Source organism: Agrobacterium tumefaciens (assembly GCA_025560025.1).
Taxonomy (GTDB): domain Bacteria; phylum Pseudomonadota; class Alphaproteobacteria; order Rhizobiales; family Rhizobiaceae; genus Agrobacterium.
Map to the genome: position 1 here is coordinate 400,026 of CP048486.1, position 21,630 is coordinate 421,655.

Here is a 21,630-nt window from a genome sequence, read left to right on the forward strand (position 1 = left end):
ACAGTCATGCATTTCGAAAAGACCAAAGACGGCTTCACGCTCGCCATCGGCGGCCGCACCATCCTGTCCCATTCGCCTGAGAACCCTGCCTTCTTCGCGGGTTCTGGCCGCGAGCGGATGGATATGTATCGCGGCAATTTCGATATCGAAGACTATGTCATCGAGCGAACCGCCCTGCGCCACGCCGAGTTGAATGGCGACAGCGTTACGCTGTCCTCCGCACCCGGACAGGCTCCACGCCTGCGCCTGACGCTGGACGGCAACGCCATCAGGCTGACGGCACTGGATGAAACCATCAACCGCCTGTGGCTGCGCATCGTCGCGGAAACGGATGAGCATGTCTGGGGCGGCGGCGAGCAGATGTCCTATTTCGACATGCGCGGCCGGCATTTCCCGCTCTGGACCTCCGAGCCGGGGGTCGGTCGCGACAAGACCACCGAAATCACCTTCAAATCCGATGTCAACGGCAAGGCAGGCGGTGATTATTACAACACCAACTATCCGCAGCCGACCTATCTATCGTCGCGCAGATATGCGCTGCATGTGGAAACGACCGCCTATTCCGTCTTCGATTTCCGTAACGGCGATTTCCACGAAATCGAGATATGGGCGATCCCCGAAAAAATCGAGCTTTTCACCGGCGCTAGTTTCACCGATATCGTCTCCGCCCTGTCGCTGCGCTTCGGGCGTCAGCCGGAGCTGCCGGACTGGGTCTATAATGGCGCGATCATCGGACTAAAGGACGGCGTCAACTCATTTGCCCGGCTGGAGAAAATTCGCGCAGCCGGAACGAAGGTTTCCGGCCTGTGGTGCGAAGACTGGGTCGGCCTTCGCCAGACATCCTTCGGCGCACGCCTGTTCTGGGACTGGCAGGCCAATGAAACGCGCTATCCGCATCTACGCCAGAAGATCGCCGAGCTTGCAGATCAAGGCATCCGCTTTCTGGGTTACGTGAACCCCTATCTCTGCGTCGACGGCCCAATCTTTCCGGTTGCCGAAGAAGCTGGCTATTTCGCCACCGGTGCGGACGGCAAGACGGCGCTGGTGGATTTCGGCGAATTCGATTGCGGCGTGGTCGACTTCACCAATCCGGCCGCCGCCGACTGGTTTGCTGAAGAGATCATAGGCAAAAATATGCTGGATTTCGGCCTTTCCGGCTGGATGGCGGATTTCGGCGAATATCTGCCGATCGACATCAACCTCTCCAACGGCATCGATGCCAAGTTGATGCACAATGCCTGGCCCACCCTCTGGGCCGAAGTCAATGCGAAGGGTGTCGAAAGTCGGGGCAAGACGGGCGAAGCACTGTTCTTCATGCGGGCGGGCTTTACCGGTGTACAGGCCCATTGCCCACTGATCTGGGGCGGTGACCAGTCGGTCGATTTTTCCCGCCATGACGGCCTCGTCACCGTCATCTGCGGTGCACTCTCCTCCGGCCTCATGGGCAATGCTTATCACCATTCCGATATTGGCGGTTACACCAGCCTGTTCGGCAATGTGAGAACCGCGGAACTCATCATGCGCTGGGCAGAAATGGCGGCCTTCACCCCCGTCATGCGCACGCATGAGGGCAACCGCCCGCGCGATAACCTCCAGATCGATCAGGATGAGGCGGTTCTTGCCCATTTCGCCCGCATGACGAGGATTTATACAGCACTTGCTCCCTATCTGAAATCGCTCTCCACCGAGGCGGCCAGGACCGGTCTGCCGGTGCAGCGGCCTCTCTTCCTGCATTTCGAGGATGACCGGCAGACCTACGCCATTCAGGACAGCTATCTCTATGGAGCGGACCTGCTCGTCGCACCGGTCTGGAAAGCAGACGAAACGCAACGCAGGCTCCATCTTCCGGGCGATGTGGAATGGATTCACCTGTGGAGCGGCGCCGTTCATTCTGGCGGGCGCGAGATCACCGTGGAAGCACCGTTTGGCCAGCCGGCGGTCTTCTATCGCGCCGATAGCAGCCATCGTCAGCTATTTGAACAGCTTCGCGCCATCTGAGCCGTTGACAGCCAGCTAAAAAAGCGACAGTTTCCGACCCATTCCGAGGGGAGCACCGAACGGTGCTGAGATGGCGATGAGCCGGACCCTTGAACCTGATCCGGGTCATGCCGGCGTAGGAACGGAACTGTCGCGCCGAGAGGCGCTGCCCTTTCTCTTCTCCGCTTTGCCTGATCTCCGAGATTGTCACATCTGGAGACGAATGATGATGCTGAAACCTTCCGCCCTTCGCACACGGTGCGTCTGCGTCTGAGGTCCGGCTCATGCGTGCCACCCATGCGCTGAACGGTGTCGGCCTTCTGCTGGTTTTCTGGCAGGCGGGAACGTGGCTGTTTTCGCCGCCCCGCTATATCCTGCCATCGCCCGCCGATGTTGCCGGCGCTTTCTGGCGCCAGCCGGGCTTCCTGTTCGGGCAGGCACTGGTAACGCTTGGTGAAATGGCGCTCGGGCTTGCGGCGGGCATCGCCGCCGGCATTCTCGTCGCTTTCACGATTGCCGCCATCCCGCGCCTCGGCCGCCTTGTCTGGCCGATGGTGCTGGTGTTGCAGGCCTTTCCGGTCTTCGTGCTGGCCCCCATCCTCGTCCTCTGGTTCGGTTTCGGCATGGCCTCGAAAGTGGTCATGACGGCGATCATCATCTTCTTCCCCGTTGCCTCCGCTTTCACTGACGGCCTCAACCGCACCGATCGCGCCATCCTCGACGCCGCCTCGCTGACTGAAGCGAGCCACTGGCAGATCCTCACGAGGTTGCGCGTGCCGCTGGCGCTGCCATCGCTCATTTCCGGCCTGAGGGTGGCGGCGCCGCTCGCCCCGCTTGGCGCCGTCATCGGCGAATGGGTGGGCGCATCGGCCGGGCTCGGGTTTGTGATGATCCAGTCCAATGCCCGCATGCAGACCGACACCATGTTCGCCGCGATGGTCATTCTCGCCATCATGGCGGTGCTGCTGCGGCTCATCGTCGACCGGGCGACCGCCAATCTGGCCCCCTGGGCCAAGGAAACAGAACACACCATTCCTTTCAGATCTTTACGGAGACTTTCGGCACCATGAAACGAACTCTTCTTTCCCTCGTCGTCGCGGCAGCAAGCGTGCTTTCACCGATGCAATCGCATGCGGCAGACAAGCTGACCGTGTTGCTCGAATGGTTCGTGAACCCCGATCATGCGCCGATGGTGATCGCCAAGGAACGCGGCCTGTTTGCCGATGCGGGGCTCGAGGTGGAACTGGTTCCGCCCGCAGACCCCTCCGCCGTGCCGCGTCTCGTCTCGGCGAAACAGGCCGATATCGGCGTGCACTACCAGCCGAACCTCTATCTCGATCACGATGCCGGTCTGCCGCTTGTGCGTTTCGGCACGCTGGTCGAAACCCCGCTCAACACTGTCACCGTTCTGGCCGATGGCCCGATCAAGAGCCTAAAGGACCTGAAGGGCAAGAAGGTCGGCTTTTCCGTTTCCGGCTTCGAGGATGCCATGCTGAAACGCATGCTGGAAAAGGACGGCCTGACGAAGGATGATGTCGAACTCATCAACGTCAATTTCTCGCTCTCGCCGTCGCTGATCGCCGGTAAGGTCGATGCAACGCTCGGCGGCTTCCGCAATTTCGAGCTGACGCAGATGAAGCTCGAGGGACATGACGGCCGCTCCTTCTTCCCGGAGGAACACGGCGTGCCGGCCTATGACGAGCTGATCTTCGTCACGCACCGCGATCTCGCAAAGGACAGCCGCCTGCCGCGTTTCCTCTCCGCCGTGGAACAGGCCGCAATCTTCATTACCAATCATCCTCAGGAATCCTGGCAGCTTTTCATCAAGGCCTATCCGAATCTTGACGATGCGCTGAACAAGCAGGCTTTCTTCGACACGCTGCCGCGTTTCGCCAAACGCCCGGCCGCACTCGACCGCGCGCGCTACGCCCGTTTCGGCGCTTTCATGCAGGAGATGCAGCTCATCAAGCAGGCGCCAGCGGCGGACGACATCGCCGTGGAGCTGCAGCAGCCATGACCACGACTTTTCCGACAGCGGCAAAGGCCGCCGAGATTCTGGAGCGGGTGCGGCAAACGCGCCCGCGCGTGCATTGCCTGATGAACACCGTGGTGCAGAAATTCACCGCGGATGGCATCACTGTCGTTGGCGGTATTCCTTCCATGACCACCTCGCTCGAGGAAATCGAGAGCTTCGTCACCAAGGCGGATGCGCTGACCGTCAATCTCGGCACACTGGATGCCGAGCGGCGCAAGGTCATCCGGCTGGCGATCGAAATCGCCAATGCATCCGGCAAGCCATGGATCGTCGACCCCGTGCATTGCGATTATTCGCCGTCGCGGCTGGAATTCGCGCGCGAACTGATTGCACTTTCCCCGACGATCGTGCGTGGCAATCACGCCGAGATGAGCCTGATCGGCGATGTGCCTGGCGTGGTGAGGATCGAGACCGGGCCTGTGGATCATCTCGGTGACACGACCCGCAGCGTCAGGATCGTCAACGGTCATCCGTGGATGGCGAAGGTGACCGGAACGGGGTGCCTTTCGGGCGGCGTCATCGCCGCCTTCATGGCGGTGGAAAAGGACGCACTGACGGCGGCCGCCTCCGCCCTTGCCGTCACCGGCGTTTCCGCCGAACTCGCAGCCAAGCACGCCAGAGGCCCCGGCACCTTCGAACCGGCGTTTCTGGATGCGCTTTCCGAAATTTCCGGTGAGGAGATCACAAATCACGCGAGGATAGAGCATGAACAAGGTTGATTACCGCCTCAACGCGCTGGTCGATGCGAGCCTTGGCGATGTCGCGCCGCTGCCGGAGCTTGCTCTCGCCGCCGCGCTGAACGGCGCGACCATTCTGCAATATCGCGACAAGCACGGCTCGACGCGCGAGATGATCGAAAACGCCCGCGCCATTCATGAGGCCATCGCCGGCACCGGCGTACCGCTGGTCATCAACGACCGGGTGGATGTGGCGCTCGCCTCGGGCGCGGACGGGGTGCATCTTGGCGCCGACGACATGGACGCCAAAACCGCAAGGCGCATTCTCGGCGAAAAGGCGATCATCGGCCTCACCGTCAAGAACCGCCCCGATGCAGAACGGGCGGCCTCCATGCCCGTCGACTACGCCTGCATCGGCGGCGTGTTCGAAACCGTTTCCAAGGTCAATCCGGACAAGCCGGTGAGTATCGACGGTTTTACCACGCTGCGCGCCCTGCTGAAGGAGTGGAAGCCGCATATGCCGGTCGGCGCTATCGCCGGCATAGATCTTGCCCGCGTGCCTTCAGTCATTGCCGCCGGCGCGGACGGCGTGGCGGTCATTTCCGCCATTTTCCGTGCGGGGGATATTGCCAGCGCAACCAAGGACTTCCGCTCCAAGATTGACGCGGCGCTGAAAGCGAGACAGCCATGACATCAATTGCATTGACCATTGCCGGTTCCGACAGCGGCGGCGGCGCGGGCATCCAGGCAGACATCAAGACCTTCTCCGCACTCGGCGCCTATGCCGCCAGCGTCATCACCGCCATCACCGCCCAGAACACCAAGGGCGTGACGGCGGTGGAGGATATTTCGGTCGACACCATTATCGCGCAGATGGATGCGGTATTCTCCGATCTCGCCGTCGATGCGGTGAAGATCGGCATGGTCTCGCGGATCGAAACCATTGCCGCCATCGCGGAACGGCTTCGGCGGCAATCGCAGCCGGTGGTGCTGGACCCGGTCATGGTCGCGACCTCCGGTGACAGACTGCTGCATGAAGACGCCATCGAGACATTGCGGCGCGACTTGCTGCCGCTCGCCACCATCGTCACGCCGAACCTGCCGGAAGCGGCGCTGCTGACCGGGACTTCGATTGCGAAGACGGAGACAGAGATCGTCCGCCAGGCCGAGCTGATCCTGAAGGCGGGCGCGAAAGCCGTGCTCATCAAGGGCGGCCATGGCGACGGACCTGAGAGCACGGATTACCTGTTTGCGGATGGCGCCATGCAGGCGCTTTCCGCGGCACGGGTGGAGACGAAGAACGACCACGGCACCGGCTGCACATTGGCGGCGGCGATTACGGCTCATCTTGCAAAGGGTTGTGAGTTGCGAGAGGCGGTGGGGCTTTCGAAGGACTATCTGAATGGGGCGCTCGATGCCGGGCGGGGCCTTGCCGTTGGGCATGGGCGGGGGCCGGTGCATCATTTTTATCGGTGGTGGGGGTGACGACGAGAGGGCAGAGTTTGCCGCTTTACCCCCCTCTGTCCTGCCGGACATCTCCCCCTCAAGGGGGGAGATCGACAAGTGGCTTACTCACCCCATTCCAGTAAGCCGCGGTATCGATATTGAGACGGTTACGAGGGAACGAGCGGGCGCTCCATCCGATCTCCCCCCTTGAGGGGGAGATGTCCGGCAGGACAGAGGGGGGGTAGCCGCGAACTCCGACGCTACCTCGCCTTCGGCGTCGCCAACACATTCCGGATCGCAAAACTCGAATGAATGCGCGAAACCCCCGGCAGCTTCGACAGAATCTCCTTATGAATCCGCTCGAAATCCCCGGCACTTTCCGCCTCGCAGCGCAGGAAATAATCCGAACCGCCCGTCATCAGATAACATTCGCGGATTTCCGGATATCGTCGCACCGCATTTTCAAAACGGTTGAGAAAATCCTCCGTCTGGCGATCGAGCGTGATCTGCACGATAACCGAAATCACCTCGCCGCCAGCAAGGCCGCTCGTCAGCGCCGTGTAACCGCGAATGATCCCTTCCCGCTCGAGAATATCGACCCGGCGAAGGCAGGCGGATGCGGAAAGCCCGACTTCTGCTGCCAGCTTCGCATTGCTGATACGGGCATTGAGCCGAAGCAGGCGGATGATGTAGCGGTCGGTCGCATCGAGTGACGACATAGAAGATTCCAATTGGCAAAAGAAAATTGCGTGGCTGCCAATTCTATCGCATTTTCTTCGAACAATCGCCAAGAAATTCGACAATCGTTGCAATACCCTCATGGGATAAAAATGAGGGTGAACGACCATGGACATGCAGATCAGCCGCCAGCAGGCCGCCGGTGGTGCAAGCGGCCATTTGACCATCGATCTCGGCGCATTGCGCGACAATTATCTGACCCTTGCGACCATGGCGCCCGCATCGCAGACGGCAGCGGTCGTGAAGGCCGATGCATATGGTCTCGGCGCCGATATCGTCTCACAGGTGCTGTTCGAGGCGGGTTGCCGCAATTTCTTCGTTGCCCATATCGATGAAGCGTTGGCGTTGCGACTGCGGCTTTCGGCAGAAGCGCGGATTTTCGTCCTTAACGGTCTTCAGCCCGGCAATGAGACCTCCTGCGCCGCCATGGCCATCAACCCGGTTCTGAATTCGCTGGAGCAGATCGCCCAATGGTCGGCCCACGCCAAAAAGCTTGGCAAGACGCTGACCGCCGCCGTGCAGATCGATACCGGCATGTGCCGTCTCGGCCTTTCCCCTGAAGAGCTTGAAATCCTCGCCTCCCGGCCGCAATTGCTGGATGGTATCGACATTGCCTTCGTCATGAGCCACCTCGCCTGCGCCGATGAACCGGACCATGCCGCCAATGTCGTGCAGCTTGCGGTGATGCGCAAAGCCGCCATTGCCTTTCCTGAAGCGCCCGTCTGCTTTTCGAATTCCGGCGGCATCTTTCTGGGCAATGATTACCACAACCACCTGCTGCGCCCCGGCATCGCACTTTATGGCGGCGCGCCCTCCGTTACACGCCCCAACCCGATGAAGCCGGTCGTTCGCCTCGATCTCGCCGTCATCCAGACCCGCACCGTTCCAGCCGGTTCGCTGGTCGGTTACGGCGGCTCCTTCGAAGCGGCCGGGCCCACGCGTCTGGCAACCATCGCCGCCGGTTACGCTGACGGCCTGCCGCGCTCGCTCAGCAATCGCGGCGCGGCATGGTATAACGGCGTCCGCCTGCCGATTGCGGGCCGCGTTTCGATGGACAGCATCATTCTCGATATATCCGCCCTGCCCGAGGGAACATTGACCCAGGGCAGCCTTGTGCAGATGATCGGGCCTGAGCAGACGCTGGAAGACATTGCCGAGGATGCCGGCACGATCGCCTATGAAATCTTGACCGGCCTCGGACGCCGTTATCGCCGTAGTTATATTCAGCCGGGAGAAACCCCGGCAGCCGCTTCAACATCAGTCAATCACAAGTGAGACGATCATGAACGTCACTATCCTCGGAGCCGGCGTTGTCGGCGTGACATCCGCCTGGTATCTGGCCAAAGCCGGACACAAGGTGACGGTGATCGACCGCCAGCCGGCCGCAGCGCTCGAAACCAGCTTCGCCAATGCCGGCGAGGTTTCCCCCGGTTATTCCTCGCCCTGGGCCGCCCCCGGCATTCCGGTCAAGGCGATGAAATGGCTGTTCATGAAACACGCGCCTCTCATCATCCGCCCGACAGCCGATCCGGCCGCATGGCGCTGGATGAGCCAGATGCTGCGCAACTGCACCTCGGCGCGTTACGCCATCAACAAGAGCCGCATGGTGCGCGTTGCCGAATATAGCCGCGATTGCCTGATGGCGCTGCGTGAAGAAACCGGCATCGAATATGACCAGCGCATGCAGGGCACACTGGAGGTGTTCCGCACCCAGAAGCAGTTCGATGCCATCGGCAAGGATGTCGACGTGCTGACGGCGGGCGGCGTGCCTTTCGAGATTCTCGACCGCGACGGCTGCGCCGCCATCGAACCCGGTCTTTCCCCTTCGAAGGAAAAGATCGTCGGCGGCCTGCGCCTGCCCGGCGACGAGACCGGCGACTGCTTCATGTTCACGACAGAACTTGCCCGCATGGCCGAAGGGGCGGGCGTCACGTTCCTTTACGATACCGGCATCATGCGCCCCGTCGTCGAGGCAGGACGCGTCAAGGCTGTGGAGACCACCCGCGGGCTGGTGGAGGCCGATATTTTCGTGGCGGCACTGGGCAGCTATTCGCCGCAGTTCCTGCGCCAGCTTGGCCTTACCCTGCCGGTTTACCCGGTCAAGGGTTACTCCATCACGGTTCCGATCGTGAAAGAGGAGCGCGCACCCGTTTCCACGGTCATGGACGAGACGTTCAAGGTGGCGATTACCCGGCTCGGCTCACGCATTCGCGCCGGCGGCATGGCTGAGATCGCCGGTTTCAGCAAGGATTTGCCCGCGGCCCGGCAGGAAACGCTGGCCCATTCGGTGGAAGACCTGTTCGGCGGCGCGGGGGATCAGACCCAGGCGAAATTCTGGTGCGGCCTGCGCCCGATGACGCCGGATGGCACGCCTGTCATCGGCGCCACCCGCTACAGCAATCTTTATCTCAACACCGGCCACGGCACGCTCGGCTGGACCATGTCCTGCGGCTCCGCCCGGGTGCTTGCCGATCTCATCAGCGGCAACAAGCCGGAGATCGACACGCACGATCTGGCGATCAGCCGTTACGCCGCCTGAGATCCGGCAGGTCGCCTATCCCCGTCTGGACGGCGGGGATGGCAGCCGCTCAAAGCGCGAGCGCATCCTTCAGCGCCAGACCTTCCTTCATGCGAAGGTCGAGATCGGCCTCGATGTGATCGAGGTGCTGCAGCATCAGCGCACGGGCCTTTGCCGCATCCTTCGCCTCAAGGGCATCCAGCAGATCGGCATGGTCATTGTGGCCGCAGCTTGAAACACCCGAGCGGCCATAGAGCGCTATCACCAGCGACGAGCGGGCAACCAGCTCGTCCATGAATTTCTCGAGGATAGCATTGCCGGCAAGCGCAGCCAGCATCAGGTGGAAATCGCCGGATGCCTTGATTTCCGCGCGTCTGGCGGTCGGGCCGCGCTCATGCTGGTGGCGGCTTTCCTGAACCAGATGCTCTCTCAGCTGCTTTGCCGCCGCAGGCGTGATCTTTTCGATTGCGGCATCGAGAACGCCGGGCTCGATCAGCCGGCGCGAAGCAAAAACCTGCCGCGCTTCGTCGGGTGTGGGATTGGAGACGAAAGCGCCGCGGTTGCGCTCAGCCTTGACCAGCCCTTCGTAAGCCAGCATCTGCAATGCCGCCCGCACCACGGTGCGGCTGACGTCGAACAGCGTTCCCACTTCCGATTCCGACAGCTTCGTTCCCGGTGCAAGCCGTCTGTCGACAATGGCGTCGCGCAGCGTATCTCGAATGGCCTGGGCACGGTCTTCGTGGGATGAATCGGAATTGACGGTTATATGGGCAAGGCTCATGGACGTGTCCTGTTTGAACTTGAGTTCTAGCGCGAAGCGCGGCCTGCGCAAACAGGAATTGCGAGCTGCCCCCAGCCCGCCACAATTCATTCAGCGCCCGTTCAGCAGACGGGCTATATTTCTTTAACCATCGAATTTGCAACTGGCAGCGCCCTGCCACCTGGATGGAAGAACACACCATGTCGTCCTTTGCAGCTAAAACCGTTCTGGCTGTCGCCGTCGCCGCCGCCACCATTGTGCCCTTCAACAGCGCCTCCGCCGGCGACTGGGACCGCCGCGACCGTCGCGATGCTGCCATTCTGGGTGGTGTGCTCGGTCTTGCCGCCGGTGTCGCCGTCGGTTCCGCCATGTCCCGCCCGGCGCCAGCCTACGATGAGCGCGTCTATGTCGATGAGCCGAGCTATGTCTATGAAGAGCCGGATTACCGTTATTACCGCGCAGCACCGCAGCCGGTTTACCGCCCCGCACCGGTCTATCGCGCCCAGCCGGTTTACGACAGCCGCCCGGTCTACAACCAGCGCCGCACCTATCGTACCATCGAGCCCTGGACCAACGCCTGGTACGACTATTGCTCGCAGCGTTACCGGAGCTTCAACACCCGCACCGGCACTTATACGGATTACGACGGCCAGCGCCATTTCTGCGTAGCAGGCTGATTGGGAACACGGTTATTACCGCTATTGTCAGGCCGCGGATGGAAACGTCCGCGGCTTTTCCATCCGCGCTTCGCGCCGTCTTACGCCGTGCCGCTTCTCACATAATCCGCCCGGTTGATGCCATGGCGTTGCAGCTTGTCGTAAAAGGTCTTGCGGGCAATGCCGAGCGTCGCGATCGTTTCCGCCACGTCGCCATTCGATTGTTCCAGCGTTTCGCGGATGATGCGCGCCTCGATCTCGTCCATGCGCTCCGGCAGGGTTCCGGAAACGGGGATTGTGGATTGCAACGCGGGCGCGGGCGCCGTTTCCGTCTCCAACCCCAGCACCACCCTCTCGGCGAAATGCCCGAGTTCGCGCACATTGCCCGGCCAGTCGTGGTCGTTAAGGCGGCGGGAAATGCCGGCGCTGATCTGCGGCACCGGCATGTTGAAACGGTTGGCCGCCTTGGTGACGAAATGGGAAAACAAGAGCGGAATATCCGCCTTGCGTTCGCGCAGCGGCGGAATGGACAGCGTCACCACATTCAGCCTGTAATAGAGGTCCTCGCGAAACGTGCCGCGTTCGGCAGGATCGCCAAGATCGACCTTGGCCGCCGCCACCACGCGAATATCGACCGGGCGCTCCTCGTTTGAACCAAGCGGCGAGACCTCGCGCATTTCCAGAACGCGCAGCATCTTCACCTGTACGGCAAGCGGCATGCTTTCGATTTCGTCCAGAAACAACGTACCGCCGCTGGAATGTTCGATGCGGCCCACGCGCTTCTTCTGCGCGCCAGTGAAAGCCCCCGGCTCATGGCCGAAAAGCTCGCTTTCGATCACCGTTTCCGGCAGCGCACCGCAATTCAGCGCCACGAAATTGCCCTTTGAGCGTTTCTTGCTCCAGCGATGAAGCGCCGTTGCCACCACTTCCTTGCCGCTGCCCGTCTCGCCCGCCACCAGCACATCCACATCCGTATCGGCAATGTGCCTGAGCGTGGTGCGCAGGCGCTCCATGGCGGGCGTCTGGCCGATCAGTGGCAAATCATCCTCCGCCTGCCCCGCCGCCCGGCGAAGCGCCCGGTTTTCCAGCACGAGGCGGCGTTTTTCCAGCGCCCGGCGGGCGCTTTCCACCATGCGTTCGGCGGGAAATGGCTTGGCGATGAAATCATAGGCGCCATTGTGAAGCGCATCGACCGCCATCGGCACATCGCCATGGCCGGTGATGAGAATGACCGGAAGATCGGCATCGATCTTGCGGACATGGTCGAAAAATTCGAGCCCGGTCATGCCGGGCATGCGTACATCGGTGATGACGACGCCGTCAAAATCCTCGTTCAGGGCCGCCAGCGCCTGCTCGGCACGGGAAAAGGAGGTGACCGGCAGTCCATCGAGTTCCAGCGTCTGCACCATCGCCTTGCGCAGCTGAGAGTCGTCGTCCACCAGGAATATGGTTCCATCCACCGTCATGTCATGCTCGCTTCAGATATACGGAAAAAGAGGTGCCCACCGGGCCGCTCACCACCTCGATACGCCCGCCATAGTCCGAAGCAATATCGTTTGATATGACGAGGCCAAGGCCAAGGCCGCTTTCCTTGGAGGTATTGAAGGGTGAAAAAAGCTGGGCGCGGATGGCCTCGGGAATGCCCGTGCCATTGTCGCTGACGGAAAGCACGACCATGTCGCCTTCATCGCGCACGCGCACCTCGACGCGGGCGGCGTCAATTGCTTCAGTGGCTTCCAGCGCGTTTTGCAGAAGATTGATGAGGATCTGCTCCAGCCGGATACGGCTGCCGAGCACTTTCAGATCCTGATCCGGCAACACGATATCCAGCGCATCCATCTGCCCGGAGAAGCGGCTGCGCAACAGCATGACCGCACCTTCGATAACCAGTCGAACACTGACAGGCTCGGCGGCGGTGCGGCCCTTACGGGCCAATATCTTCAGGTCGCCGGTAATCGTGCCGATACGCTCGGTCAGCGCCGCGATGTTTTCGAGATTTTCAGTGGCCTCGGACATGCGGTCGCGCTTCAGTAGCGTGCGGGCATTGTCGGCAAAGGCGCGGATGGTCGCGACCGGCTGGTTGATTTCGTGCGCCACGCCCGCCGCCACCTGCCCCAGAATGGAAAGGCGGTTGGCCTGCACCAATTCGTGCTGCACATTGCGCAACTCGCCCGAGGTCTTTTCATGCAGGGCGATTTCGGCCTGCAGATGATCGCGGGTCTTCGTCAGGTCGCGGGTCCGCTCCTGCACCTTCATTTCCAGCTCGGCGCGGGCGCGCTGCTCCTCTTCCTTTTCCTTGAGTGCCTTGTGCCTGCGCCAGAGCCACAGGGCCGAAAGCGCCATCAGCGGCATCAGCGTCGCCAGCGCCACCACCCTGCCCTCGCGGATGGCGGCGTTCAGCGCCGGCGCGACGGGTTGGAGATAATGCAGCGTCCATGAAGTGGTCGGCACCGGCACTTCCAGCCGCAGATAGTCGCCGCGTTCCCTCCCCGGCTCATCGACATGAATGAGCGGAATACCCTCGCTCGCGCGCCGCGCCGCCCGAAACGGCAGCGTTGAAAGCGCCTCATTGCCAAATTGCAGGCTTTCGGAAATGATTTTCCGCCGCGCCTCATCGATCGGCGCAACGGTCTTGAAGCGCCATTCCGGCACGCTGGTCATCAGCACGACGCCGTTTCTGTCGACCACATAGACCGGCTTGCCGCCGATGTTCCAGTCTGTCTCCAGCCGGTTGAACTCGACCTTGGCAATGACGACGCCAAGCGGCCGCCCATCGGCGGCATCGATGCGGCGGGAGATATAAAGACCCGGCCGACGGCTGACATTGCCGAGAGCATAGTGCTCGGACATGCCGGTCTTCATCGCCGCCTGAAAATATTCGCGGAAAGCATAATTGGAGCCGACAAAGCTGTCGTCCTGCCGCCAGTTGCTCGACGCGATGGTCAATCCGGTCGGCCCGGTCACATAGATCACCGAGGATTGCGTACCTTCAATCAGCCCCTCCAGCTTGCGGTTCAACCGGTCGAGGGCAGGAGCACCGCCGCCGTCCAGCGCGGCGGCAAGATCGGGATCTCCAGAGAGGACAAGCGGAATGGCGCGCGGCCGCTCCAGCGCGACATTCAGGAGCGCGATCTTCAGTTCGGCATCCGTGGCGGCCTCGGAACCGGCCATGCGCAGCGCCTGATTGCGGGCGAACTCATCGGCCACCAGCAGAACGCCAAGGCTGACGAGCAGCCACAGGCCCGCCAGCGCCAGCCATTGCGCCCGCCGCTTCGCATGGGAATGAGATGTCTGATCCTGATAGGTCATGCGACAATTGTGCGGATTTACGCACAGACCGCAAGAGATTTTGTCCGGAATTCCGCACAAATGCCTATGGGCGGATCAAGCGCCAATAAAAACTACTTTTGAAATCAGCCAGTTACACCAAATAAGCAAGTCTGGCATGCGTATTGCACATGACTCCGCAATCGGCGCGAAGCCGTCAACGTCACGGCGATCCCGGGAGGCCAATAAAGGCAGGGTGAGGCCGAGGAGGAAAAAACATGATCGATACGACAGCCGTGGCCGCAGGCCACGCCAAGCAGCCATTCTACAAGCACCTGTATTTCCAGGTTCTGGTGGCCATCATCGCCGGTATCGCGCTCGGCCATTTCTATCCGGCTTTCGGCGAACAGCTGAAGCCGCTCGGCGACGGCTTCATCCGCCTCGTCAAGATGATCATCGCACCCGTCATCTTCCTCACCGTCGCAACCGGCATCGCCGGCATGAACGACATGAAGAAGGTGGGCCGCGTGGCCGGCAAGGCCATGATCTACTTCCTCGTATTCTCCACGCTCGCGCTCATCGTTGGCCTCATCGTCGCCAACACCGTGCAGCCGGGCGCCGGCATGAACATCGATCCGGCCACGCTGGATGCCAAGGCCGTCGCGACCTACGCCGACAAGGCCCATGAGCAGACCATCACCGGCTTCCTGATGAACATCATTCCGACAACCATCGTCGGTGCATTCGCCAGCGGCGATATCCTGCAGGTGCTGTTCTTCTCGGTGCTGTTCGGCATCGCGCTCGGCATCGTCGGTGAAAAGGGCAAGCCCGTCACCGATTTCATGCATGCCCTGATGTATCCGATCTTCAAGCTGGTCGCGATCCTGATGAAGGCCGCCCCCATCGGCGCTTTTGGCGCCATGGCCTTCACCATCGGCAAATACGGCATCTCGTCCGTCACCAACCTTGCGATGCTGATCGGCACCTTCTACGTCACGTCCTTCCTGTTCGTGTTCGTGGTTCTCGGCGCGGTCTGCCGTTATAACGGCTTCTCCATCGTCGCGCTCATCCGCTATATCAAGGAAGAACTGCTGCTGGTTCTCGGCACGTCGTCTTCCGAAGCCGCCCTGCCGGGCCTGATGAGCAAGATGGAAAAGGCCGGCTGCAAGCGCTCCGTCGTCGGCCTCGTCATTCCCACCGGTTATTCCTTCAACCTTGACGGAACCAACATCTACATGACGCTGGCGGCTCTGTTCATCGCGCAGGCGACCGGCATCCACCTGTCCTTCGGTGAACAGATCCTGCTGCTGCTGGTGGCGATGCTCTCCTCCAAGGGTGCCGCCGGCATCACCGGCGCGGGCTTCATCACGCTCGCGGCAACCCTCTCCGTCGTGCCTTCGGTTCCGGTCGCCGGCATGGCGCTGATCCTCGGCATCGACCGTTTCATGTCGGAATGCCGCGCCCTCACCAACTTCGTCGGCAATGCGGTCGCCACCATCGTCGTTGCCCGTTGGGAAGGCGAACTGGATCAGGACCAGCTTGCCCGCGTCCTGAGCGGCAAGGAAGAATTCACCGGTATCGCCGATGTGGATCAGCTTCCGGCTTCGGTTCAGCCCGCCGAATAATACGACCTCCCAAGGTCCGGCCTGTCCCGGTTTTCCGGGCAGGCTCTCGCATGAAGGCCGGCGCATCGGGATCGATGCTCCGGCCTTTCATCGTTCAAGCCTTCCCGCGCACTGAAAACGGTTTTTATAAGCTTTCCGATGCTGTAGAGCCGAATAGGAAGAACGAATGCGAAGAACGGAGTAGGCCCATATGAAGAACCTGTTTCTGGCCTGGCAATTCTGGGCGCTGTTATCGGCGGCTTTCGCGGCATTGACCGCGATTTTTGCGAAAGTCGGCATCGAAAATGTCAATTCCGATTTCGCCACCTTCATCCGCACCATCGTCATCCTCGCCGCCGCCGGCCTGATGGTTTATGTGACCGGCAACTGGCAGCAGCCCTCCACCCTTTCGGCACGGACGTGGATTTTTCTCGTGCTTTCGGGTCTGGCGACCGGCGCCTCGTGGATATGTTATTTCCGGGCGCTGAAAATCGGCGACGCCGCCCGCGTCGCCCCCATCGACAAGCTCAGCGTCGTCTTCGTCGCCGTCTTCGCGGTTCTGTTTCTGGGGGAACGGCTGTCGCTGCCCAACTGGCTGGGCGTAGTGCTGATCGCCTGCGGCGCGGTGCTTGTGGCATATCGCGGATAAGGCGGGCGAACAGCGCTGCCCGGCCGGATGAACGGCCGGGACATTCGCAAAGTCATCAGGTGCGTGCCGACGCAGCCTTGTCCAGACCACGCTTCACACCGGCAAACAGGTCATCGAGCTGCTCGGCGGTGATGATCAGCGGCGGGCAGAAGCAGATAGATTCGCCGATCGGGCGGGTGATCACACCCTCTTCCTCGATGGCAGCGGCGATGGCGAGCGTCGCATCGCCCGGCTTTGTGCCTTCCCATGGCTTTATCTCCAGCGCGCCGAGAAGACCGACACCGCGCGAGGAGTGCACCAGCGGGTGATCGGCAAGCGCCTTCAGATGATCGAGGAACCTGCCCTCCAGCCGGGCGACATTGCCGACCAGATCGCGCTCCTGAATGATCTTCAGGTTCTCCAGCCCTACGGCCGTCGCAACCGGGTGGCCGGAGGCGGTGTAACCATGGCCGAAGGAGCCGATGCGGTCGGACTCATCGGCGATCGGCTGGTAAAAATTATCATTCATGATGATCGCCGAAAGCGGCATGTAGGATGAGGATATCTGCTTGGAAACGACAAGCACATCCGGCTTGATGCCATAGGTCTCGCAGGCGAACATCTTGCCCGTGCGGCCAAAACCACAGATCACCTCGTCCACGACAAGCAGAATGTCGTATTTCTTCAGGATTGCCTGCACGCCTTCCCAATAACCTTCGGGTGGCAGAAGAACACCGCCGGCACCCATCACCGGCTCACCCCAGAAGGCTGCGATGGTTTCGGGACCTTCGCTGAGGATCAGGTCCTCCAGTTCTTTCAGGATGCGTGCGGTGAACTCCGCCTCGCTTTCGCCGTCCCTTCCGAAATGCACATAGGAGGGGCAGGCGGTATGCAGCATGCGGTCCAGCGGCAGGTCGAAGCTCTCGTGGTTGCGCGGCAGGCCGGTGATCGATGCGGAAGCAATCGTCACGCCATGATAGCCCTTGATGCGGCCAATGATCTTCTTCTTCTCCCTTTTGCCAAGCGCATTGGAGCGATACCACACCATCTTGGCGACAAGATCGTTGGCCTCGGACCCCGAAGAGGTGAAATGCACCTTCGACATCGGCACCGGCGAAAGCTCGATCAGCAACTCGGCAAGATCGACGGACGGGCCGTGCGTCTTGTAGGAGAAGGTGTGGTAATAGGGCAGCTTCTGCATCTGCTTTGTCGCCGCGTCCACCAGCCGCTGTTCGCCGAAACCGAGCGCCACCGACCACAGCCCCGCCATTGCCTCGATATAGCGCTTACCGCTGCTATCAGTCACATAGATACCGTCGCCGCTTTCGATCACCAGACCGCCGGTCTTCTCGAATTTGCGCAGGTTGACGTTCGGATGCATCTGGTAGGCGATATCGCGTGCCTCGACGGAATTCGGCAGAATGGTCATGGGTGAGGGCTCCGTTTCGGTTGGATGGGCTGAAGCGTCAGACGTGCTGGCCGCCATTGATGTGAATTTCCGCGCCGTTGATATAGCTCGACTGCTCCGAGCAGAGAAAATGGATGGTCTGCGCCACCTCGGCCGTGGTGCCGAGCCGTCCGAGCGGCACCTGCGCCTCCACCAGTTCGGCGGTTCCCGGAGAAAGGATCGCGGTGTTGATTTCGCCGGGTGCGATGGCGTTGGCGCGCACGCCACGCGGGCCGAATTCATGCGCCAGCTCCCGCGTCAAGGCCGCGAGCGCCGCCTTCGATGTCGCATAGGCCACGCCGGCAAAAGGGTGCACCCGCGAGCCGACGATGGATGTGACGTTGACGATACAACCCTTCGCCGCCTCCAGTTCCGGCAGAAGCGCGCGGGCAAGCAGCGCCGTCGAGACAAGATTGACGTTGAGCACCCGTGTCCAGATGTCGGCCGTGGTATCGGCAACGCCAAGACGGCTTCCGCCTTCGCCCTTTGGCGAGATGCCCGCATTGTTGACGAGAGCGGCAAGCTTTCCCTCCGGCAGGCGCGAGCGCACTTCATCTGCCAGTTGGTCGATGCGGGAGAGGTCCTCGAGATCGGCCTGGATATGGCTCTCCCGCGCCGAAGGCCAGCGGCACTCCTCCGAAAAGGGTTGCCGCGATACGGTAAGGATTCTCCAGCCTTTTTCCTGAAACAATTTGACGGTGGCATGCCCTATTCCGCGGCTGGCGCCGGTCAGAAGCATATAAGGAACAGCCATATGAGAACTCCTGTGCCATGCGGACCGTTGAGCCGGGCGTGCATTCAGCCCGCATGTTAGAGAGTTACAATCGACGAACAAGGGCTTTTTTGTCGCGGCAGAACGTTGGAAGACGAGCGACGGGCTAATCCCATTTGATGCAGGCCTTTCACCCGAAGGGAATATTTGAAGCCAGCCATTTGCCCATAAAATGAAACCTCCCGAATGTGTGATCAGTATTGGGAGGGGGCAAGAATGCGTATCGACATCATCGACACGGACGCCGGCTTCGAGGCGATCCGGCCAAACTGGGAAGCGGTGTTCATGGCCGATCCCCATTCCCGGCATTTCCTGTCCTGGGGCTGGCTGCGGGATTACATGCCGCGCCGTAAACGATGGTTCATCCTGGCGCTCAGGGAACGCCCGGAAGGATCGCCCTATGTCGCATTTTTTCCGCTGCGCATCGTCACCGAACCGGACAAGAAAACCGGACGCTTCCACGACAGCATCGTCATGGCCGGCAATGCGGCGGCGGATTACACCGGCTTCATCACCCTGCCGGAATATGAAAATCAAGCGGTTGCCGGTTTCTGTTCCTATATTCGGCAACAGAACTGGACCGAACTCAAACTGGACTATCTCTCCGGTCCACCGGAGCGGCGCGACGCGATGATCCGCGCGCTTCAGGGGCCGCTTGTCATGTTCCGAGACAACATGCCGACCAACCCCTACAACATCAACAATTGCATCTGCCCGGTCGTGGCCCTTCCAGACACGTTTGACGGCTATCTCGACAGCCACATGAGCAGCCAGACCCGTCAAAAGCTGCGTCGTTTCATGAGGAAGGTGGAGGGCGGCGACGAATATCGCATCACCTTCGCAACGCGGGATACGATCAAGCGGGACATGGACATCCTGTTTGATTTCTGGCGTATCCGCTGGGCGCCGCACAAGGGCAAGGAACGCACGGAACTGCTGATCGGCGCAACGCGGCAGATGCTGATGGATGTCTATATTCGCGGCGATCTGGAAGTGCCGGTCCTCTGGTTCGGCGACCAGCCGCTCGGGGCGCTGGCCAACATCATCGACCGACAGAAAATGTCGGTTCTGTTCTACATCACCGGTCGCGACGAGAACTGGAAGACCCCCTCACCCGGGCTGGTGCTGCACGGGCACTGCATCCGCAGGGCGATCGAGCAGGGTTTCAAGACCTATGATTTCCTGCGCGGCAACGAGCCATATAAATATTTCTTCGGACCGGAGGAGCACAGGCTAAGCTGCACGCTTTTCCGCACCCGCTCCGGCGATAACCTCGGTGGCACGCTCCACCCGCGCAGCATACGCTTCGTCTATCAGGAGGGCCTCAAGCTTTACAAGATGGGCAAGAAGGCGGCCGCCAATATCGCCTTTTCCCAGGTGCTGGCGGCAGCGCCCGATCATATCGGCGCGCAATTCGGACTGGCCAACCTGACATTTGACCGCGGCGACTTCCGGGAAGCGGAAATCGCATTCCTCGGGCTTCTCGGCAGCGGTCAGGACCCTGTTCTTTTGTGGATGCGCATCGGCGAAACGCGGCTCGCGCAACAGCAATATAATGAGGCTTCCGAGGCCTTCCGTCAGGTGACCAATCGCGCCCCCTTCCATCGCGAGGCGCTCTATAAATGCGCCGTCGCCCTCATCGCCGCCGAAAGGACGGTGGAAGGCGCGGAAATCCTCGACAGGCTGCAACACTACCATTCGGATGACGCGACACATCTGGAATATGCGCAAAAGGCGCGCGCAGCCCTTGCCCGGCTGGATCTGCCGAAAGCGAAGGCTACAATCCCTGCCGATGTCATCACGCTTGCCGCCAAACCGAAAACGACGGGCAAGCGCTGGCACCCGCCAAAGGTTTTGCATTGAACGGAATGATCTGTAAGTTGCGGCAGGCAAAACCGGCCGGACGACTTGCAAGGATTTTATATGTTTCTGACCAACAGGGATATGCTCGACCTCATCGAGCTGCGTCATGATCTGCACCGTCATCCGGAAATTTCCGGCGAGGAGAAGGAAACGGCGCGGCGCATCCGCGATTTCCTTGCGAAGGCAAAACCGGACCGGATTCTTGCCGATCTCGGCGGCCACGGCATGGCAGCGGTCTATGACAGCGGAAAAAGCGGTCCGGCGATCCTCATCCGCTCGGAACTCGACGCGCTGCCCATTCACGAAAAAAGCGAGGCCGAATACCGCTCAGGCACCGATGGCAAGGGCCATCTTTGCGGCCATGACGGCCATTCAACCATTCTGACAGCGCTGGCGCTCGGCCTTTCCAGAAAACGCCCTGAGACCGGCAGCGTCATCCTGCTTTACCAGCCGGCGGAAGAAACCGGTGCGGGGGCGGCGGCTGTTATCGCCGATCCGCGATTTGGCGCGATAAAGCCGGATTATTCTTTCTCGTTGCACAATCTTCCCGGCCTGCCATTCGGGCATGTCAGCGTGGTGGAAGGGCCGGTCAACTGCGCCTCGCGCGGCATCAAGATCCGTCTTTCCGGCAAGACCGCGCACGCCTCCTCCCCGGAGCACGGCGTCTCGCCGATGCGGGCAATATCAGAACTGATGCCGGCTTTGACCGATCTCGGTTTCGGTTTCCCGCCGCAGCCCGATTTTTCGATGGTGACGATCACCCACGCCGCCATGGGCGAGGCCGCCTTCGGCATTTCCCCGGCTGATGCGGAAATCTGGGCGACGCTCAGGACGCTGACCGACGACCGAATGGAAAAGCTTTGCGCGGACGCGGAATTGCTGGCGAAGAAGATCGCGGATGAACAGCAACTGACCCTCGACATCAGCTATGACGATATTTTCCTGCATTGCGAGAATGCACCGGAAGCCGTCGCCCATATCCTGCAGGCGCTGGTGGAGGAGAAAGTTTCAAGCAGCTCGGAAGGTCTGCCCATGCGGGCTTCGGAGGATTTCGGCCGCTTCCGCGCCGTCTCGTCATCGGCAATGTTTTTTTTGGGCGCTGGCAGGGACTATCCTAACCTGCACAATCCCGACTATGACTTTCCGGACGGGCTGATCGATATCGGCGCACGCATCTTCATGCGCATCATTCGCAATCTCACCGACGCGGGATAAGCAGCGGCCACTCTTTAGCCGCCGCCG

General features: G+C 61.1%; 19 protein-coding genes and 1 riboswitch. Of the genes, 13 read left to right on the plus strand and 6 right to left on the minus strand.

Annotation, left to right across the window (positions count from 1 at the left end):
• The first annotated feature begins 6 nt into the window (after positions 1–6).
• From FY152_15765 to thiD, 6 genes are all read left to right on the plus strand, one after another.
• Positions 7–1,998 carry an alpha-glucosidase gene (locus FY152_15765; protein ID UXS33627.1) on the plus strand — a complete coding sequence of 664 codons (1,992 nt, stop codon included), beginning with the start codon at positions 7–9 and terminating at the stop codon, positions 1,996–1,998.
• Between the two features lie 36 nt (positions 1,999–2,034).
• Positions 2,035–2,137: riboswitch (TPP riboswitch) on the plus strand.
• Between the two features lie 124 nt (positions 2,138–2,261).
• Positions 2,262–3,047, plus strand: a complete 786-nt coding sequence (locus FY152_15770) for an ABC transporter permease (protein UXS33628.1) — start codon at positions 2,262–2,264, stop codon at positions 3,045–3,047.
• A complete protein-coding gene (locus FY152_15775; protein UXS33629.1) occupies positions 3,044–3,994 on the plus strand; it encodes an ABC transporter substrate-binding protein in 951 nt (316 codons plus the stop codon). The genes FY152_15770 and FY152_15775 overlap by 4 nt, the downstream gene beginning before the upstream one ends.
• On the plus strand, positions 3,991–4,731 hold the full coding sequence (locus FY152_15780) for a hydroxyethylthiazole kinase (GenBank protein ID UXS33630.1): 741 nt from the start codon (positions 3,991–3,993) through the stop codon (positions 4,729–4,731). Before FY152_15775 ends, FY152_15780 begins: the two co-directional genes overlap by 4 nt.
• Complete coding sequence (gene thiE / locus FY152_15785) at positions 4,718–5,380, plus strand: thiamine phosphate synthase (protein ID UXS33631.1); 663 nt, start codon at positions 4,718–4,720, stop codon at positions 5,378–5,380. Before FY152_15780 ends, thiE begins: the two co-directional genes overlap by 14 nt.
• Positions 5,377–6,174, plus strand: a complete 798-nt coding sequence (thiD, locus tag FY152_15790; protein UXS33632.1) for a bifunctional hydroxymethylpyrimidine kinase/phosphomethylpyrimidine kinase — start codon at positions 5,377–5,379, stop codon at positions 6,172–6,174. Before thiE ends, thiD begins: the two co-directional genes overlap by 4 nt.
• A gap of 221 nt (positions 6,175–6,395) precedes the next feature.
• Here the strand turns inward: thiD and FY152_15795 are convergent, their stop codons facing one another.
• Positions 6,396–6,854, minus strand: a complete 459-nt coding sequence (locus FY152_15795; protein ID UXS33633.1) for an Lrp/AsnC family transcriptional regulator — start codon at positions 6,852–6,854, stop codon at positions 6,396–6,398.
• 127 nt (positions 6,855–6,981) lie between these two features.
• On the opposite strand from FY152_15795, the gene alr reads away from it, so the two are divergent.
• Together alr and FY152_15805 are read left to right on the plus strand one after the other, a co-directional pair.
• Entirely contained in the window at positions 6,982–8,148 is a 1,167-nt protein-coding gene (gene alr, locus FY152_15800; protein ID UXS33634.1) for an alanine racemase, read from the plus strand.
• Between the two features lie 7 nt (positions 8,149–8,155).
• Positions 8,156–9,412 (plus strand): D-amino acid dehydrogenase, encoded by a 1,257-nt coding sequence (locus tag FY152_15805; GenBank protein UXS33635.1) that lies wholly within the window; start codon positions 8,156–8,158, stop codon positions 9,410–9,412.
• A 49-nt stretch (positions 9,413–9,461) separates the two neighbouring features.
• Here the strand turns inward: FY152_15805 and FY152_15810 are convergent, their stop codons facing one another.
• Entirely contained in the window at positions 9,462–10,172 is a 711-nt protein-coding gene (locus FY152_15810; protein ID UXS33636.1) for a GntR family transcriptional regulator, read from the minus strand.
• 179 nt (positions 10,173–10,351) lie between these two features.
• On the opposite strand from FY152_15810, the gene FY152_15815 reads away from it, so the two are divergent.
• Positions 10,352–10,828, plus strand: a complete 477-nt coding sequence (locus FY152_15815) for a BA14K family protein (protein UXS33637.1) — start codon at positions 10,352–10,354, stop codon at positions 10,826–10,828.
• A gap of 80 nt (positions 10,829–10,908) precedes the next feature.
• Here the strand turns inward: FY152_15815 and FY152_15820 are convergent, their stop codons facing one another.
• Together FY152_15820 and FY152_15825 are read right to left on the minus strand one after the other, a co-directional pair.
• Positions 10,909–12,273: a sigma-54-dependent Fis family transcriptional regulator gene (locus FY152_15820; protein UXS33638.1), complete on the minus strand. Its 1,365-nt coding sequence runs from the start codon at positions 12,271–12,273 to the stop codon at positions 10,909–10,911.
• Position 12,274: 1 nt separating this feature from the next.
• Positions 12,275–14,116 (minus strand): sensor histidine kinase, encoded by a 1,842-nt coding sequence (locus FY152_15825; protein ID UXS33639.1) that lies wholly within the window; start codon positions 14,114–14,116, stop codon positions 12,275–12,277.
• A 236-nt stretch (positions 14,117–14,352) separates the two neighbouring features.
• On the opposite strand from FY152_15825, the gene FY152_15830 reads away from it, so the two are divergent.
• On the plus strand, positions 14,353–15,699 hold the full coding sequence (locus FY152_15830) for a dicarboxylate/amino acid:cation symporter (GenBank protein UXS33640.1): 1,347 nt from the start codon (positions 14,353–14,355) through the stop codon (positions 15,697–15,699).
• Positions 15,700–15,889: 190 nt separating this feature from the next.
• Complete coding sequence (locus FY152_15835) at positions 15,890–16,327, plus strand: EamA family transporter (GenBank protein UXS33641.1); 438 nt, start codon at positions 15,890–15,892, stop codon at positions 16,325–16,327.
• 55 nt (positions 16,328–16,382) lie between these two features.
• Here the strand turns inward: FY152_15835 and FY152_15840 are convergent, their stop codons facing one another.
• Together FY152_15840 and FY152_15845 are read right to left on the minus strand one after the other, a co-directional pair.
• Complete coding sequence (locus FY152_15840) at positions 16,383–17,735, minus strand: aspartate aminotransferase family protein (protein UXS33642.1); 1,353 nt, start codon at positions 17,733–17,735, stop codon at positions 16,383–16,385.
• Between the two features lie 37 nt (positions 17,736–17,772).
• Positions 17,773–18,507 carry an SDR family oxidoreductase gene (locus tag FY152_15845; GenBank protein ID UXS33643.1) on the minus strand — a complete coding sequence of 245 codons (735 nt, stop codon included), beginning with the start codon at positions 18,505–18,507 and terminating at the stop codon, positions 17,773–17,775.
• A 234-nt stretch (positions 18,508–18,741) separates the two neighbouring features.
• On the opposite strand from FY152_15845, the gene FY152_15850 reads away from it, so the two are divergent.
• Together FY152_15850 and FY152_15855 are read left to right on the plus strand one after the other, a co-directional pair.
• Positions 18,742–20,388, plus strand: a complete 1,647-nt coding sequence (locus FY152_15850; protein ID UXS33644.1) for a GNAT family N-acetyltransferase — start codon at positions 18,742–18,744, stop codon at positions 20,386–20,388.
• 60 nt (positions 20,389–20,448) lie between these two features.
• The gene (locus FY152_15855) at positions 20,449–21,603 is read left to right on the plus strand and encodes an amidohydrolase (GenBank protein UXS33645.1); all 1,155 of its coding nucleotides are present in this window, start codon (positions 20,449–20,451) and stop codon (positions 21,601–21,603) included.
• The last annotated feature ends 27 nt before the right edge of the window (positions 21,604–21,630 follow it).

Bases quoted from the DNA above. Each gene is read 5' to 3' on its own strand.
- FY152_15820 (UXS33638.1), bottom strand. From the start codon at position 12,273: ATGACGGTGGATGGAACCATATTCCTGGTGGACGACGACTCTCAGCTG.
- FY152_15765 (UXS33627.1), top strand. From the start codon at position 7: ATGCATTTCGAAAAGACCAAAGACGGCTTCACGCTCGCCATCGGCGGC.
- FY152_15840 (UXS33642.1), bottom strand. From the start codon at position 17,735: ATGACCATTCTGCCGAATTCCGTCGAGGCACGCGATATCGCCTACCAG.
- FY152_15805 (UXS33635.1), top strand. From the start codon at position 8,156: ATGAACGTCACTATCCTCGGAGCCGGCGTTGTCGGCGTGACATCCGCC.
- FY152_15850 (UXS33644.1), top strand. From the start codon at position 18,742: ATGCGTATCGACATCATCGACACGGACGCCGGCTTCGAGGCGATCCGG.
- FY152_15775 (UXS33629.1), top strand. From the start codon at position 3,044: ATGAAACGAACTCTTCTTTCCCTCGTCGTCGCGGCAGCAAGCGTGCTT.
- thiD (UXS33632.1), top strand. From the start codon at position 5,377: ATGACATCAATTGCATTGACCATTGCCGGTTCCGACAGCGGCGGCGGC.
- FY152_15795 (UXS33633.1), bottom strand. From the start codon at position 6,854: ATGTCGTCACTCGATGCGACCGACCGCTACATCATCCGCCTGCTTCGG.
- FY152_15780 (UXS33630.1), top strand. From the start codon at position 3,991: ATGACCACGACTTTTCCGACAGCGGCAAAGGCCGCCGAGATTCTGGAG.
- FY152_15845 (UXS33643.1), bottom strand. From the start codon at position 18,507: ATGGCTGTTCCTTATATGCTTCTGACCGGCGCCAGCCGCGGAATAGGG.
- FY152_15825 (UXS33639.1), bottom strand. From the start codon at position 14,116: ATGACCTATCAGGATCAGACATCTCATTCCCATGCGAAGCGGCGGGCG.
- thiE (UXS33631.1), top strand. From the start codon at position 4,718: ATGAACAAGGTTGATTACCGCCTCAACGCGCTGGTCGATGCGAGCCTT.
- FY152_15810 (UXS33636.1), bottom strand. From the start codon at position 10,172: ATGAGCCTTGCCCATATAACCGTCAATTCCGATTCATCCCACGAAGAC.
- FY152_15855 (UXS33645.1), top strand. From the start codon at position 20,449: ATGTTTCTGACCAACAGGGATATGCTCGACCTCATCGAGCTGCGTCAT.
- alr (UXS33634.1), top strand. From the start codon at position 6,982: ATGGACATGCAGATCAGCCGCCAGCAGGCCGCCGGTGGTGCAAGCGGC.
- FY152_15815 (UXS33637.1), top strand. From the start codon at position 10,352: ATGTCGTCCTTTGCAGCTAAAACCGTTCTGGCTGTCGCCGTCGCCGCC.
- FY152_15770 (UXS33628.1), top strand. From the start codon at position 2,262: ATGCGTGCCACCCATGCGCTGAACGGTGTCGGCCTTCTGCTGGTTTTC.
- FY152_15835 (UXS33641.1), top strand. From the start codon at position 15,890: ATGAAGAACCTGTTTCTGGCCTGGCAATTCTGGGCGCTGTTATCGGCG.
- FY152_15830 (UXS33640.1), top strand. From the start codon at position 14,353: ATGATCGATACGACAGCCGTGGCCGCAGGCCACGCCAAGCAGCCATTC.